Here is a 15,536-nt window from a genome sequence, read left to right as displayed (position 1 = left end):
AGCCCAAATCTCCTGATTCACTTGAGGCTATAATATGCAATCTTCATTACAAGATATTTTAGATACGGTTAAATCAAATTCTCTTACCTATCACCAAAAATTAATGATCCTCGGAAACATTGCCGAACGTCTGTTTAATCCTACCGAATTGTTGGGTTACACCGAAGAAGAATGGCAATATATCGAGAACCAAATGATCTGCGATCTTAATGAAGGTTATGCCATTTATCGTCCTCGTTACATTTTGCCGGATTATAATGTTTATATCCAAAAAGGCTGTAAATTTTTAGATTTGCCGCCGCCAACCAATCTTGATGAGGCATTAGACGGTTTACTGATTATCTATTCTCATGTGCCGTCTATTACCACCTACCCGGTTTATATCGGTCGCTTAGATGTATTACTCGATCCGTTCATTACCGATGAAGAACAAGACTATATCAAGATCAAACGTTTCTTAAATCATATTGATAAAACCGTACCGGATTCTTTCTGTCATGCGAATGTTGGTCCTTATGATACCAAAGCCGGTCGCTTGATCCTTAAAGCGGTGATTGAGCTTGAGAATCCGACCCCAAATATGAGTATTCGTTATGACAAAAGCAAAACCTCTCGTGAATTTGCCGAGTTAGCAGCAAAAGCTTGCTTATTAGTTTCTAAACCGTCTTTTGCTAACGATGCTTATTATATTTCCGATTTAGGCGAAGACTACGGTATCGCAAGTTGTTACAACGCGTTACCTGAGTGCGGCGGTGCTTATACCCTAACTCGCTTACGTTTAGGGACTATCGGTCGTGCCTGTAACAGTGTAGATGAAATGGTTAATGAGTTGTTGCCGAAAGTAGCAAGACTCGCCCTTTCAACGATGGATAAACGTCATAAATTCCTTGTGGAAGAAAGTAATTTCTTTGAAACCGACTTCCTTGTGAAAGAAGGCTTTATTAAACGCACGAATTTCACCAGTATGATTGCAATTGTCGGTTTAGCCGATGCGACAAATCACCTCTTACAAAAAGAAGGTTTAAACGAAACCTTCGGCCAAAGTAAACGAGGCGATGAGATTGCAACCTTAATTATGGATAAGTTGAAAGAAATCAACGATGCACATCAAGGCTTATATGTAGAACGCACCAATAACCAATACTTATTACACGCACAAGTTGGGGCAAGTAATCACGCCGAAGATAAAATGAATACACCGGCACACCGTATTCGTGTCGGTGAAGAGCCAACCTTATTGACACATTTAAAACAATCGGCGCCATTCCACAAATATTTCCCGTCAGGAACTGGCGACTTATTTGCGTTTGACCAAACCTATACCGACCATTTAGATGCGGTAGTCGATATTATTGACGGTTCGTTTGCCAACGGTTATCGCTATATCACGACTTATCTCAAAAATACCGATTTAATTCGTGTTACCGGTTATTTAGTGAAGAAAAGTGAAGTAGAACGTTATCGCAAAGGTGAGGCGGTTCTACGTGATACCACTTGGTACGGTGCAGGCACAGATGATTGTGCTAAAGTCTTTGACCGTCAATTGCGAGATGAAGAAAACGTTAACGCAAATGAATAAGATGCCGGCGTTATCCGATATTCTGGTGCCGTTACACCGCATTATTCCGTTCTCGAATGTAGAAGGACAGGGTAATCGCACCAGTATTTTCCTACAAGGTTGCAAACTAAATTGCCTGTATTGCCATAATCCGGAAACCATTCCACGTCATACACCGGAAGCAAAACAAGTCAGCTTGCAATACTTGTACGAGCAAGTGATGGATGCGGTTCCGTTTATTCGAGGGGTAACGGTTTCCGGCGGCGAGCCAACCATCCATCACAAAAAGTTAGTACCGTTATTCGAAACGCTTAAACAGCAAGGGCTGACTTGTTATTTAGATAGTAGCGGCTTTTTTGATTATGAAACGATTGAGCCGTTAATTCAGGTTACCGATAAATTTTTATTTGATCTAAAAGGTGACGGCGAAGGCTTACAGACACTCTGCTTTGATCGCAAAAATCAGCAAGGGAAAGTGCCGGAACAAATCATTCCGACAATTAATCATATCAAACCGGAAAACCTGCAACGTAATTTGCAAAATTTAGCCAAATTATTACCGCTTGGTAAAGTGGAAGAAGTCAGATTGGTTTATGTAAATGACTTTTTTGATGCCAAAGCATTAATTAAAACAGTTGCAACGCTACTCACTGATTATCCTGATGTGCTGCTAAAAATTATTCGAGTACATACCAAAGGCGCACGGGATGAAGAAGGACTTAAACCGTTTGTTCCGACGATTGAACAAACAGATGAATTAGCCGCTTTTGCAAAAGCATGCGGCATAACCAAAATTGTCACGATTTATTAATTTAACTTTTTATTTTTAATTTTTTATGAGGTGTTTAGTATGAGTACATTAATGAGTGTCATCGGTATTTTCGTGTTACTGGCAATAGGCTTACTCTTTTCCAATAACCGGCGTGCCATCAACTTCCGTACCGTATTTGGCGCATTAGCCATTCAAATCTGTTTTGCCGCACTTATCTTATATGTGCCGGCAGGTCGCAATGCGTTATTAGCAGCGGCAAACTGTATCAGTAACGTCATCAATTACGGTAATGACGGTATTGCTTTCGTCTTCGGTAACTTAGCTGATCCGAGTAATTTAGGCTTTATTTTTGCGGTAAAAGTATTACCGGTAATCATTTTCTTCTCTGCGTTAATTTCTGTGTTGTATTACATCGGTGTAATGCAATGGGTAATCAAAATTTTAGGTGGCGGCTTACAAAAAGCGCTTGGTACATCTAAAGCGGAATCCATGTCTGCTGCGGCAAATATTTTTGTTGGTCAAACAGAAGCGCCGTTAGTGGTTAAACCGTTTATCAATAAAATGACTGACTCTGAATTATTTGCGATTATGTGTGGTGGTACAGCGTCTATCGCAGGTTCAGTGATGGCGGGTTATGCAGGTATGGGGGTTCCGCTGACTTACCTCATCGCCGCGTCATTTATGGCGGCACCTGCCGGTTTATTATTTGCGAAATTAATGTATCCACAAACAGAACAATTTAAAGATACGATTGATGAGGGTGTTGATCTTGAACAACCACACAACGTAGTAGAAGCACTCGCAAACGGTGCAAGCTCAGGTATGATGTTAGCACTTAACGTTGGTGCAATGTTAATTGCCTTTATTGCGGTTATTGCATTGTTAAACGGCTTAATCGGCGGTGTAGGCAATACGTTCGGTATTGAAGGTTTAACCTTACAGGTATTACTTGGTTACTTATTCAAACCGGTTGCTTACTTAATCGGTGTACCATGGGAAGAAGCCGGTATTGCAGGTCAAATGATCGGTATGAAATTAGCGGTGAACGAATTTGTCGGCTATTTAGAATTTGCCAAATACCTACAACCGGATGCGGCTGTGGTGTTAACCGATAAAACTAAAGCGATTATTACCTTTGCCTTATGCGGTTTCTCAAACTTCAGTGCGATCGCAATTCTTATCGGTGGTATCGGTAGTATGGCGCCAAACCGCCGCTCTGACATCGCTCGTCTTGGTTTAAAATCAGTAATCGCCGGTACATTAGCAAACTTAATGAGCGCAACCATCGCCGGCTTCTTTATTGAATTAAGCGGTGTAGCATTAAGCTAAACAAGCGGTCGAATTTCTTTCCTTTTTTACAAAAATAAGGGCTACCAACCGGTAGCCCTTTTATTTGCTTAATTAGCCGAATATTTCATCCATGCCTTCAATTAATTGCTTGCAAGGTTTTTCAAAAAATACACCGCTATTCGGTGTGCCGTTCATTCCTCGTAAGAATAAATATGCCACGCCGCCAAAATCACGCTCATACTCATACTGTTCACCCAAACGTACTCGTAAATAGCGATGCAGCGCCAACGTATAAAGCAGATATTGCAAATCATAGCGATATTGCCCGATCGTTTTTTCCAAATTTTGTCGGCTGTAATCTTGCGCTAAATAGCCTAAGAAATTGGACTTATAATCGATCAGATAAAATTTACCGTGCATTTGTACGATACAATCAACAAAACCACGGATATAGCCTTCCAATTGTGGCAAATTCAATTCAGGTAATTTTGCCGAAACCGCACTGTATTGCTTTAACAATTGATTTAGCTGGCGTAATCCGTCCGAATTTTTTAAACGTAAATAAAACTGCCATTCGTTCAAACGTTTTGTCATCGGAACGTCTTTTAGCGCAAATTCCGCCTCACTAAACGGCGTCGCAAGCACCCTTTCAAACCATTGTTGCAATGGTTCGTGCCAATTTTCATCTAAACCCAACTGCTCGCAAATGGTAAGAATTTGCTCAAAATCGACCGCTTGTTGGAAATCATTGTGTTCAAAGAAGCTATGTAAAATATTCCCAACCTTTGTGCTGTGAGGAAATTGATAAGACGAATAGGCAATTGTTCCTTCATTTTCCAAGGCAAAAATATTGTCTGTTTCGGGAGCAAGCACCTGTTGCTGGTCATAATCTTGTCCGGCATTCTCAAATACTTTCGGCATACTATATTCCGTATGATGTTGCATTGCCCATTCATGTTGTTGGTGCAATGCACTGAAGCTGGTTACTAGCCCCGTCTGCTGAATCTGTCCGGTAAAATGACAAGCGGATAAACTCTCCATAGCAAGTGGAGTCGGTCGCCATTCATCATTTGCAATTTTTTCGTCTAATTCAACCGCTTGGCAGTCAATCCCTTTTTGTTGCAAATATTCCGATGTACTTATTTCCGCTTTATAGCTTTTATCTAAATCGATTTCACCATTGCTCAGCAAATAATGCACTGCATTCCAACCGTCTTCAAAACGTTGTGGCAGAATCAAGTTAAGCTGTGATTCCGCTCGAGTAACCGCTACATAAAGCAAACGCAGATCTTCAGCCAATTCTTCCTGATCCATCAGTGCTTGTACTTCCTCTGACGGTTTACCGAAATACCAATGTGCTTGCCCTTGTTCATCACGGTAGATAGCCAAATTGCTTGCTTTAGAACCCTGATTTTTTTTACCGATAAACGGCAACCAAACGATCGGATATTGCAAACCTTTTGAACCGTGAATAGTCACGATTTTAATCAGTTCTTCTTCACTTTCTAAGCGTAAAATATGCTCTTCGGTGCTATCCGTTTTTGCCAGTTGACGTTCATACCAACGCACTAACGCCGATTCATTTTCTAAGCTCGGCATAGCATTTTGTAGTAATTCCGTTAAATGCAATAAATCCGTTAGGCGGCGATCACTGTCGCGCGGATTAGCTCGTAAGCGCTCAATAATTCCCTCTTGCATAAATAACTTATGCAACATCGGTAAAATACCTTGTTGTTGCCAAATTTGCTGATATGCAATAAAGCGTCCGACCTGTTCATCCCACAGTAATTCGCTATTTTTGAGTTGATGAATCTCCGTTGCCGAAAGCCCCCAAAGAGTGGTGCCTAACGCACTGAGTAAATTGGTTTGATGATACGGATTTAAACAGGCATACAACACCCACAATAATTCTTTGGCGGTTTCCGATTGATAGACGCTTTCTTTTTCCGACAAAAATACCGAACGAATGCCCAGTTCGGCTAATGCACTTTTTATCAATGTAGCTTGCGAGTGGCTACGCACCAAAATTGCAATATCTTTTGCCTGAAACGCATTAATCTCTTCCGTAGTATTGGTAAATTTTAAGCCAAATTCACCCGCTTCCATTTGCTTAAGCTGCTGCTGAATTTGGTAAGCACACTGCTTTGCCGCTAATTTTTCATCAAATTTTGCTTGTAGATAACAATTTACATAGTCGGCGCCAATTAATTCAGCTTCGCTCTCTTTCGCCTCAACCGAATGAAACTGAATACCTTGATACAAGAAAGGACTATTTTCAGCAGCTGCCGGAAATTCAAATAAACGATTGGTTGCGCTCACAATTGGCGGCAACGAACGCCAGTTTTTGGCTAATGTACGTTTTTGTTGCGCCTGTTGAGAAGCGGTCAAATAAGTGAAAATATCCGCACCTCGGAATCTATAGATCGACTGTTTCGGGTCGCCGATCATAATAAATCCGTGATTCGTATGTGCTTCCTGCATAAAAACCTTGTGGAAGATTTCATATTGCTCTTTATCGGTATCTTGGAACTCATCGATCATCGCGAACGGGAATTGCGCTTGAATTTGTGCAGCTAATGCTGTTCCTCTCTCACCTTTTAAGGCTTGATTAAGAAAGCTGAGCATATCGTTAAAACTTTTTTCACTATGCGTCGCTTTATAATCCGCTAGCTTTTTTCTCAGTGCGAGTAAGAATTGATAGAGCAATAACGGCTTCTGTTTATTCGCAAACTGCTGTTGATAAGCGGTCAAAATTTGCTGATTTTTTGCAAAATGCGGATGAACTAACGGTTCTGCGCCCTCTTCCGCTTTTTCGTTTAGAAAATCCTGACAGAAGCGCTCAAACTGTTCTTCCGGCAAATAGGAAAGCGAGCTTGCCGCCCATTCGTCCACGGAAGCACGCCATTTTTCTAAGTAACGAGTTTGGTAAGAACGGCGATTAAGTGCTTTTTTCTCGCCGGTTTTATATTTTTTCGCTAATTCGGTTTCAATTAAGCGACTGATTTCTTCTCCGTGTGCCAACCAATGCTGTTTAGCATCCACTAAAAAATGCTGCAAGGCAGCCAAATGAGTAGCGAGATCGCCATTCAACCAGTGTTGTTCATCCGACAATAATGGTAATTCGGCAGACACAAAGACACGAATTGCCGCAAAAGCATTGTCCGGTGTGCCGAGATATTCCGCTACTGCCGCCGTTTCGGTCAGCCCCATCGGATAGAACATTTCACGCCAAACTTCTTCACTTAAACGGCGTAACAAATCACTCTCATCCGGCTGCAAATCGCTGTCAAAACGCATACCCGAATCAAACGCAAATTGAAACAACATCTTTTGGCAGAAACTGTGAATGGTAAAAATGCTGGCTAAATCGATCTCGCGTTCGGCAATACGTAAACGTAGAATCGCCTCTTCCACACTTTCAAGCTGCTGACCTAATTGGAAGAAGAAATCCTTGGCATCATAGGATTTTTCCGCATCGTATTCTTGTAAAAAAGTACGACAAGCTTTGATGTTTTTACGAATACGATCACGTAATTCTTCGGTTGCCGCTTTAGTAAAGGTTACCACCAAGATCTGCTCAACCGTTAAAGGCGTACAACCAATTCCTAGTAGCAAACGCAAATATAAATTCGCCATGGTAAAGGTTTTGCCGGTACCGGCGGACGCTTCAATTAATGCGGTACAATTTAACGGCAGTTCAATCGGAGAAAGGGTTTTCATTATTTTACTCAACATTCAATCATTATTTAATGCGTTCTAATTTTGCTAGTAATTGATCCGCAGGAACCTGTTGGATTTTGTACATTTGGTAAATTAACAAACCGGCGGCAATACTTAAACTGACACAGAAAATAAACCAAAATCCTGATGCAGCCATCGGTTCAACAATCCAATCCGTTCGCGCTAAAATATAGCCGAACGGCATACCGATCACCCAATAACAGAACATTGTGACATATAAAATCGGTTTGGTATGTTTATAACCACGCAGAATACCGTTTGCCACCGCTTGTAACGAATCCGGAATTTGATATACCGCTGCAAACAACAATAAATGCGCCGCAATTGCAATCGAAACCGGATCACTGGTAAATGCCAGTGGAATAATTTCATCTAAAATCACAATCACGACCGCTGCCGCTAACGCAAACAGCGCACCGGTAATCAGCGCGTGATAGCTAATAATTTTTGCCTCTTCAACTTGTTTCTGCCCTAAGGTTTTTCCTACCACAATCGTGGTCGCAATACTGAAAGACATTGGAATCATAAATAATAACGAACTGGTTTGTAGTGCTGCCTGATGACTTGCCACCACTTGTGAACCGAGTGGCGAAAGCAGTAAAGCGGACGCCGAAAACAACATCACTTCGGTAAAAGTCGCAAAGCCGATCGGCAAACCCAATTTGCAAATTTTTAGCAAAGTTTGACCGCTTGGCATTTCAAACCAACGGTTAAATAAGCCGATATCTTTCTGAGATTTATTAGTGTAGCTGTAATGGAATAACAACAAGAACATGATCCAGTTCACGATCGCTGTCGCTACGCCACAACCGACCGCCCCCATTTCCGGTAATCCAAACTTACCGAAAATAAAAATATAATTGAGCGGAATATTCAGCAATAGCCCTAAGAAAGTGATACGCATTGCCGGCTTCGGATTCGATAAACCATCATTCATACAACGCAAATTGACCGCCAATAGTGCCGGCACCACACCGATTGCCATAATCGCTAAATATTGTTGCGATTTAATCGAAAAAGCTTGCGGCGTATTCATATAGTCTAAAATCCAATGACTATTTAGGAACACGAAAATCAAAGGAACCGCACACGCCCAAACCAACCAAAAGCCTTGGCGAATTTGGTGGGCAATCAAATGACGCTGATTCGAACCGTTTAAATAAGAAACAGTTGGTGTGATCGCATTAAGTAAACCTAATACAAATAAAAAGAGAGGGAAATAGATGGAATTACTCACCGCAATCGCAGACACATCATCATCACTCACCAGCCCCGCCATCACGATATCAGCTAGCCCCATTCCCGCCACCGAGAGCTGAGAAATAAAAATCGGCAGCGTGAGTTTAAATAGTTTTCGTGTGTTTTCCGGATATTTTTGCCATTGCAGATTCATAATTACCTCTTTCAAAATACGGAGGTTATTATACGGCAACAAGCGGTCGTTTTTCGCAAAAATTTTGTAAAATACGACCGCTTGTAAAAATGAAAGAGCCCTCGAAAATCGCTTCTCGAGGGCCTTATCTATTAAGCTAACGAATTATTTCGCCGCTTTTAATTCTTGGTAATATTTTTCGTAAAGTTCGATTGCATCACCTACATCGTCTTGCCATTGTGCCGCTTTTAACACTTCAGCTGTCGGATAGATTGCCGGATCTTCGGTAATCTCTTTCGGTAATGTTTTTAACGCTTCTACGTTTGAAGTCGGGTAACCGATTTCTAAAGTTAATTTTTCCGCAACCGGTGCACTTAATAAGTAGTTGATTAACTTATGTGCATTTTCTTTGTTTTTCGCATTCGCAGGAATTGCTAACGTATCAACCCAAAGCACAGGACCTTCTTTCGGGAATACCATGTTTACCGGCGCTTGTTCTTTTTTCGCAATACGTACAGAACCGTTCCATAATTGACCTACAGATACCTCACCTGCGATAAATGAGTTCGCCGGGTTATCAGAAGTGAAAGAAAGTACGTTCGGACGTAATTTTTTCAATTCTTCGTAAGCCGCTTTGATCTCTTCAGGATTAGTTGTATTAGGGTTTTTACCTAATTTTAATAACGCAATGTTAAATACTTCACGTGCGTCATCTAATAATTGTACTTTATTCGCAAACTCAGGTTTCCATAAGTCACCCCAAGAAGTGAACGCATCACCTTGGTAATCAGCCGTGTTAAATGCAATACCCGGCGCACCTAATAATTGTGGTAAAGAGTATTTGTTACCTTGGTCATAAGGTTTGTTTAACCAATCTTGGTTTAACTCTTTGATTACAGGAAGTTGTGCGTGATCTAATTCCGCTAACATACCTTCTTTCGCCATTTTTGAAACGAAGTAGTTAGAAGGTGCGATAACATCGTAACCGCCATCTTTACCTTGTAATTTTAATTTTGCATACATGGTTTCGTTAGATTCAAGGCTTGAAACCTCTACTTTGATACCAGTTTGCTTTGTGAATTCATCTAACAAGCCTTCAGGCACATATTCAGTCCAAGTATAAAGGTGAACTGTTCCCGCTGCTGCCGGTTGAGCCGCTGCTTCAGCTGCTTTTGGCTTTTCTTCATTACACGCTGTTAATGCAACTGTTGCTAAACCTGCTGCAAATAAACCCGCTAATTTTTTCATTTAATTTTTCTCCGTTAAAGAAAAGATGAGTAAAAAATATAGCCTTGCCTAAGGGCTCAAAAGACGAGGGCGATTTTAAGCCACCCCCTAGATTTTGCAAGGATTTTCTAATCAAAATGACAATTTTTTGCAAATTATTTTTAATAATTTATCCGCATTACCGCTTTTACCTTGAAATCAGCAAATTTAACGCTATATTAGTAAAGATTTTTCATTTATATATTTGAAACGAAGAGGATTTAAAATGACAGCTCAAAACGAAAATGCACAAGTTCAAACCGAAGAAGTAGAAACTGCAATCGACACACAAGAAGCACAATTAGAACAAAATGTTGAAGACAACCAAGAGCTTCCGGTTGAAGCTGAATTAGCAGCGGCTTATGCACGTATTAATGAGTTAGAAACTTATATTGCGGAAGCGGACAACCGTGAAAAAGATATTCAATTACGTGCGCAAGCGGAAATCCAAAATATTCGCCGCCGTGCTGAACAAGATGTGGAAAAAGCACATAAATTCGCACTCGAAAAATTCTCAAAAGAATTATTAACCGTAGTAGATAACCTTGAGCGTGGCTTAAATGCGCTTGATACGGCAGTCACCGATGAAAAAACACAGGCATTGGTTGACGGTGTGGAAATGACCCATAAAGAATTTATCTCTACTCTGGCTAAATTCGGTGTGGAAGCGGTCGGTGTTGTCGGCGAAGTCTTCAATCCGGAACTTCACCAAGCAATTTCTATGCAACCGGCGGAAGGTATCGAAGCAAACCATATCAGCGTGGTTTTACAAAAAGGTTATACCCTACAAGGTCGCGTACTTCGCCCTGCAATGGTAATGGTTGCTGGTTAATTCCTAAAAGAACCGCTTGTTATGCTGTGGCGAACAAGCGGTTAAATTTTTCTGACTTTTGGCAAATGTTATGTCCCTACAATTCAATCCTATCTCACTTTTCCTAGTCGCACTGATTTTTCTTGGTGTGGTCGGAAACAACAATTCAATTACCATTGCTGCGGCGGTGCTGTTACTGGTGCAACAAACTTTCCTCAGTAAATATCTGCCCTTTTTAGATAAGCACGGTTTAAGCATTGGGATTATCATTCTGACTATCGGCGTATTAAGTCCAATTGTTTCCGGCAAAATTTCCCTTCCCTCCTTCTCTGAATTTTTAAATTGGAAGATGTTGCTTGCCGTGGTTGCAGGAATTGCGGTGGCTTGGTTAGGTGGCAGAGGGGTAAGTTTAATGGGCGGTCAGCCGCTGTTAGTCACCGGATTACTAGTCGGTACTATTATCGGCGTGGCATTACTTGGCGGCGTGCCGGTTGGCCCGTTAATTGCTGCGGGTATCCTTTCTCTATTAATCGGTAAAGGCTAATTGGTAAAATTTATTCAAAATTAGACCGCTTGTTCCTCTTCTCTTATTAAGTGAGCGCTGCAAGCGGTTTCTTCTACCTACTGTTTCCCCTCAATTTAGGCTATAATTTGCCTCAAAATATCTCGCATAATGCCGAATATCGTTAAGGCAATACATAGTTAAGACAAGACAATGAAACCTTCGCAAAAAAATTTCAAAAATAGACCGCTTGATGAGAGTCAGAAAGCATTAATCGCAAATTTAAAAGAACTCACTAATACCGATTACCGCCGTTTACGTTCTCGTATTCACGGTATTTCTGCCATCAAAAAACAAGAAACTAAAAACAATGTGATTGCGGAAATTAAACGTGAAATTCTCTCGGCACAAGCAGCTTTCCAAGCCAGAAAAGTACAACATTCCAGCCTTGAAATCACTTATCCCGATTTACCGGTTTCCGCTCGTCGTGAAGAAATCTTAAAACTGATTGCAGAAAATCAGGTGGTGGTGATTGCCGGTGAAACCGGTTCAGGTAAAACCACTCAGCTACCGAAAATGTGCTTGGAACTCGGACGTGGCGTAAAAGGCTTGATTGGACATACTCAGCCCCGCCGTTTAGCCGCTCGTTCGGTGGCGAATCGTATTGCCGAAGAATTAAAAAGCGAAATGAGTGCAACTGTCGGTTATAAAGTACGCTTTAATGATCAAGTGGGCGAAAATACCCTTGTGAAATTGATGACGGACGGTATTTTGCTTGCCGAAATCCAAAACGACCGCTATCTCAATCAATACGATACGTTAATTATTGACGAAGCGCACGAACGCTCGCTCAATAACGATTTTATTCTTGGCTACCTGAAACAAATTCTGCATAAACGCCCGGATCTGAAAGTGATCATTACCTCGGCGACCATTGATGTCGAGCGTTTTTCTCGCCATTTCAACAATGCACCGATTATTGAGGTTTCCGGACGAACCTTCCCGGTAGAAGTGCGTTATCGTCCAATTGTGGAAGAAGATGACCAAGACCAACTACAAGGTATTCTCAACGCTGTTGATGAACTTCAAGCCGAAGGTCGCGGCGATATTTTGATTTTTATGAGCGGTGAGCGTGAAATTCGTGACACTGCCGAAGCCCTACAAAAACAAGAGCTAAGATTCACTGAAATTCTACCGCTTTACGCTCGCCTCTCGGCTGCCGAACAGCAACGCATTTTCCAGCCAAGCGGTCTGAATCGTGTGATTTTAGCCACCAACGTGGCGGAAACCTCACTCACCATTCCGAATATCAAATATGTGATTGATACCGGTACGGCACGTATTTCTCGCTATAGCTACCGCACCAAAGTGCAACGTTTGCCGATTGAGCCGATTTCACAAGCCTCTGCCAACCAGCGCAAAGGCCGTTGCGGACGAACCAGTGAAGGGATTTGTATCCGCCTCTATTCGGAGGAGGATTTTAACGCGCGTCCGGAATTTACCGATCCGGAAATTCTGCGTACTAACCTTGCTTCGGTTATTTTACAAATGACCTCGCTTGGGCTATCGGATATTGAGGCATTTCCATTCGTTGATCGTCCGGATACCAGACAGGTTCAGGACGGTATTCGTTTACTAGAAGAATTAGGGGCGATTAATGGTAATAAATTAACCGCGATCGGTCGCCAACTTGCTCAACTCCCAATCGATCCTCGCTTAGGCCGTATGGTCATTGCCGCGGCACAAAATGGTTCGTTACACGAAGTGATGATGATTGTCTCCGCACTTTCGATTCAAGATCCGCGTGAGCGCCCGCAAGAACGCCAACAGGCTGCGGATGAAAAACATCGCCGTTTTGCCGATAAAGATTCCGATTTCTTGGCGTTTGTGAATTTGTGGCATTACATTCAAACCCAACAAAAAGAACTGACCAAAAACCAGTTCCGCAAGCAATGTCAAAAAGATTTTCTCAACTATTTACGTGTGCGTGAATGGCAGGATATTTATCATCAATTGCGCCTTGCCGTGCGTGAAATGGGCTTGCCGATTAATAGTGAAGAAGCAAACTATCAGCAAATTCACACTGCCTTACTAACCGGTTTGCTGTCGCATATCGGGATGAAAGACAGCGAAAAAATGCACTACCTCGGGGCAAGAAATGCGCATTTTTATGTATTCCCGACCTCGGCGCTTTTCAAAAAGCAGCCGAAGTGGCTTGCTGCGTCCGAACTGGTAGAAACCACCAAGTTGTGGGCAAGAACTGTGGCAAAAATCGAACCGGAATGGATTGAGCCACTCGCCGGACATTTAATAAAACGTAGTTATAGTGAACCGCATTGGTCAAAATCTAAAGGTGCGGTGATGGCGTATGAAAAAGTCTCGCTCTACGGTATTCCGGTGGTAGCGAATCGTCTTGTCAATTACGGTTCAATTGATCCGACTGTTAGCCGCGAAATATTTATCCGCTCGGCAATGGTTGAGGGCGATTGGCATAATAATTACAAATTTTTCAAAGAAAATAACCGCTTGATCAAAGAAGTGGAAGACCTCGAACACAAATCTCGCCGCCGAGATATTTTAGTGGACGAACAAACCCTGTTCGACTTCTACGATCAACGAATCGGAACAGAAGTGGTATCCAGCCGCCATTTTGATACATGGTGGAAAAAAGCGGGTCAAAAAGATCCTGAATTGCTCAACTTTGAAAAATCATTCTTAATGAATGAAAACGCCAACACGGTCAGCGATTTGGATTTCCCGAATTTTTGGTATCAAGGGCAGCTTAAACTGAAATTAAGTTACCAATTTGAAATCGGTAAAGATCACGATGGTGTCACCGTGCATATTCCGTTACCTTTACTTAATCAAGTAGAGCCGGAAGGCTTCGACTGGCAAATTCCAGGGCTTCGCCATGAGCTAGTGGTGGCGTTAATTAAATCATTACCGAAAGCAACTCGCCGTAATTTTGTACCGGCACCGAACTATGCAGATGCGTTCTTAGGCAGAGCCGAGCCGTATCAAAAACCATTGCTAGAAAGTCTGGCTTACGAGCTTCGCCGTATGACCGGTGTAACTATTGATCCGGAGCTGTGGGATCTGTCGCAACTTGCGCCGCATTTGCGTATGACATTCCGTGTGGTGGATGAAAAAGGTAAAAAACTACAAGAAAGCGAAAACTTGGACGAACTGAAGTTTGCGCTCAAAGATCAGGTACAAGAAAGCCTTTCGACGATTGCTGATGACGGTATCGAGCAAAGCGGCGTACATTTGTGGAATTTCGCTAACTTACCGCAATTCTACGAACAGAAAAAAGCTAATTTCAGCGTAAAAGCCTATCCGGCAATTGTCGATGAGCAAACTGCCGTAGGCGTGAAATTATTTGAAACCGAATTTGAGCAAGCCCGTGCAATGCGAGCCGGTTTACGCCGTTTGCTATTGCTCAACGTGCCTTCGCCAATCAAATACCTACACGAAAAATTACCGAACAAAGCAAAACTTGGGCTGTACTTTGCCCCATTCGGTAAAGTGTTGGAATTGATTGATGACTGTATCGCTTGTGCGGTGGATAAATTGGTGGATGAATTCGGCGGCTTTGTTTGGACCGAAGAAAAATTCAATGAATTGCATGAATTTGTGCGAGGCAGCTTAAACGACACTACCGCAGAAATTGCGTTACAAGTGGAGAAAATCTTAACACTTGCCTTCGAGCTAAATAAGCGAATGAAAGGCAAAATGGACTTTACAATGGCTTTTGCCCTGTCGGATATTAAAGCACAATTAAGCGGTTTGGTTTATCCGGATTTTGTAACCAAAACCGGCTATCAACGCCTTGCCGATTTACACCGTTATTTAACCGCTATCGACAAGCGTTTGGACAAACTCGGCACGGACACCAATACCGACCGAGCGAAGATGTTACGGGTGGAACAGGTGGAAAACGCTTATAAGCAATTACTCACCAAACTCCCGAAATCTAAAGCAATCCCTGACGAAGTGTTAGAAATTCGTTATATGATTGAAGAGTTACGTGTCAGTTTGTTCGCCCAACAACTCGGCACCAAATACCCGATATCGGATAAACGTATTTTGAATGCGATTGGAGAGATAAAATAATGTGTATGGTGGGTAGTCTTATCCACCGAATCCCCCCTCTCCCTGATTTTTCTTCTAAACGAAGAAAAATCTTTCCCTCTCCCGCAAGGGGTGAGGGTAACAAGCGGTTAA

Annotated in this window: 9 protein-coding genes; 6 read left to right on the top strand and 3 right to left on the bottom strand. The window is 42.1% G+C overall.

Annotation, left to right across the window (positions count from 1 at the left end):
* Positions 1 to 34 precede the first annotated feature (34 nt).
* The 3 genes from EL121_RS09990 to EL121_RS09980 are packed head-to-tail and all read left to right on the top strand — an operon-like array spanning position 35 to position 3,659.
* Complete coding sequence (locus EL121_RS09990) at positions 35 to 1,579, top strand: YjjI family glycine radical enzyme (protein ID WP_039196444.1); 1,545 nt, start codon at positions 35 to 37, stop codon at positions 1,577 to 1,579.
* Between the two features lies 1 nt (position 1,580).
* Complete coding sequence (locus tag EL121_RS09985) at positions 1,581 to 2,369, top strand: 4Fe-4S cluster-binding domain-containing protein (protein ID WP_039198956.1); 789 nt, start codon at positions 1,581 to 1,583, stop codon at positions 2,367 to 2,369.
* A gap of 39 nt (positions 2,370 to 2,408) precedes the next feature.
* Positions 2,409 to 3,659, top strand: a complete 1,251-nt coding sequence (locus EL121_RS09980) for a NupC/NupG family nucleoside CNT transporter (RefSeq protein ID WP_039196443.1) — start codon at positions 2,409 to 2,411, stop codon at positions 3,657 to 3,659.
* Positions 3,660 to 3,731: 72 nt separating this feature from the next.
* Here EL121_RS09980 and recB read toward each other — a convergent pair whose 3' ends face one another.
* The 3 genes from recB to EL121_RS09965 form a co-directional block, all read right to left on the bottom strand.
* Positions 3,732 to 7,340: an exodeoxyribonuclease V subunit beta gene (recB, locus tag EL121_RS09975; RefSeq protein WP_039196442.1), complete on the bottom strand. Its 3,609-nt coding sequence runs from the start codon at positions 7,338 to 7,340 to the stop codon at positions 3,732 to 3,734.
* A 22-nt stretch (positions 7,341 to 7,362) separates the two neighbouring features.
* The gene (locus EL121_RS09970; RefSeq protein ID WP_039196441.1) at positions 7,363 to 8,754 is read right to left on the bottom strand and encodes an MATE family efflux transporter; all 1,392 of its coding nucleotides are present in this window, start codon (positions 8,752 to 8,754) and stop codon (positions 7,363 to 7,365) included.
* Positions 8,755 to 8,898: 144 nt separating this feature from the next.
* Positions 8,899 to 9,981 carry an extracellular solute-binding protein gene (locus tag EL121_RS09965; protein ID WP_018651719.1) on the bottom strand — a complete coding sequence of 361 codons (1,083 nt, stop codon included), beginning with the start codon at positions 9,979 to 9,981 and terminating at the stop codon, positions 8,899 to 8,901.
* 244 nt (positions 9,982 to 10,225) lie between these two features.
* Between EL121_RS09965 and grpE the strand changes: the two genes are divergently transcribed.
* The 3 genes from grpE (at position 10,226) to hrpA (ending at position 15,425) form a co-directional block, all read left to right on the top strand.
* Complete coding sequence (gene grpE / locus EL121_RS09960) at positions 10,226 to 10,831, top strand: nucleotide exchange factor GrpE (protein WP_039196440.1); 606 nt, start codon at positions 10,226 to 10,228, stop codon at positions 10,829 to 10,831.
* A 70-nt stretch (positions 10,832 to 10,901) separates the two neighbouring features.
* On the top strand, positions 10,902 to 11,354 hold the full coding sequence (locus EL121_RS09955; protein WP_039196439.1) for a DUF441 domain-containing protein: 453 nt from the start codon (positions 10,902 to 10,904) through the stop codon (positions 11,352 to 11,354).
* A 171-nt stretch (positions 11,355 to 11,525) separates the two neighbouring features.
* Entirely contained in the window at positions 11,526 to 15,425 is a 3,900-nt protein-coding gene (hrpA, locus tag EL121_RS09950) for an ATP-dependent RNA helicase HrpA (RefSeq protein WP_039196438.1), read from the top strand.
* Positions 15,426 to 15,536 lie beyond the last annotated feature (111 nt).

Origin of the sequence: Actinobacillus equuli, assembly GCF_900636745.1 — a bacterium.
Classification (GTDB): Bacteria; Pseudomonadota; Gammaproteobacteria; order Enterobacterales; family Pasteurellaceae; genus Actinobacillus; species Actinobacillus equuli.
This window is presented reverse-complemented; position numbering and strand designations above follow the sequence as displayed.

Excerpts from the sequence above, each read along its gene's own strand:
- EL121_RS09990 (WP_039196444.1), top strand. The coding sequence starts at position 35 with ATGCAATCTTCATTACAAGATATTTTAGATACGGTTAAATCAAATTCT.
- EL121_RS09985 (WP_039198956.1), top strand. The coding sequence starts at position 1,581 with ATGCCGGCGTTATCCGATATTCTGGTGCCGTTACACCGCATTATTCCG.
- EL121_RS09980 (WP_039196443.1), top strand. The coding sequence starts at position 2,409 with ATGAGTACATTAATGAGTGTCATCGGTATTTTCGTGTTACTGGCAATA.
- recB (WP_039196442.1), bottom strand. The coding sequence starts at position 7,340 with ATGAAAACCCTTTCTCCGATTGAACTGCCGTTAAATTGTACCGCATTA.
- EL121_RS09970 (WP_039196441.1), bottom strand. The coding sequence starts at position 8,754 with ATGAATCTGCAATGGCAAAAATATCCGGAAAACACACGAAAACTATTT.
- EL121_RS09965 (WP_018651719.1), bottom strand. The coding sequence starts at position 9,981 with ATGAAAAAATTAGCGGGTTTATTTGCAGCAGGTTTAGCAACAGTTGCA.
- grpE (WP_039196440.1), top strand. The coding sequence starts at position 10,226 with ATGACAGCTCAAAACGAAAATGCACAAGTTCAAACCGAAGAAGTAGAA.
- EL121_RS09955 (WP_039196439.1), top strand. The coding sequence starts at position 10,902 with ATGTCCCTACAATTCAATCCTATCTCACTTTTCCTAGTCGCACTGATT.
- hrpA (WP_039196438.1), top strand. The coding sequence starts at position 11,526 with ATGAAACCTTCGCAAAAAAATTTCAAAAATAGACCGCTTGATGAGAGT.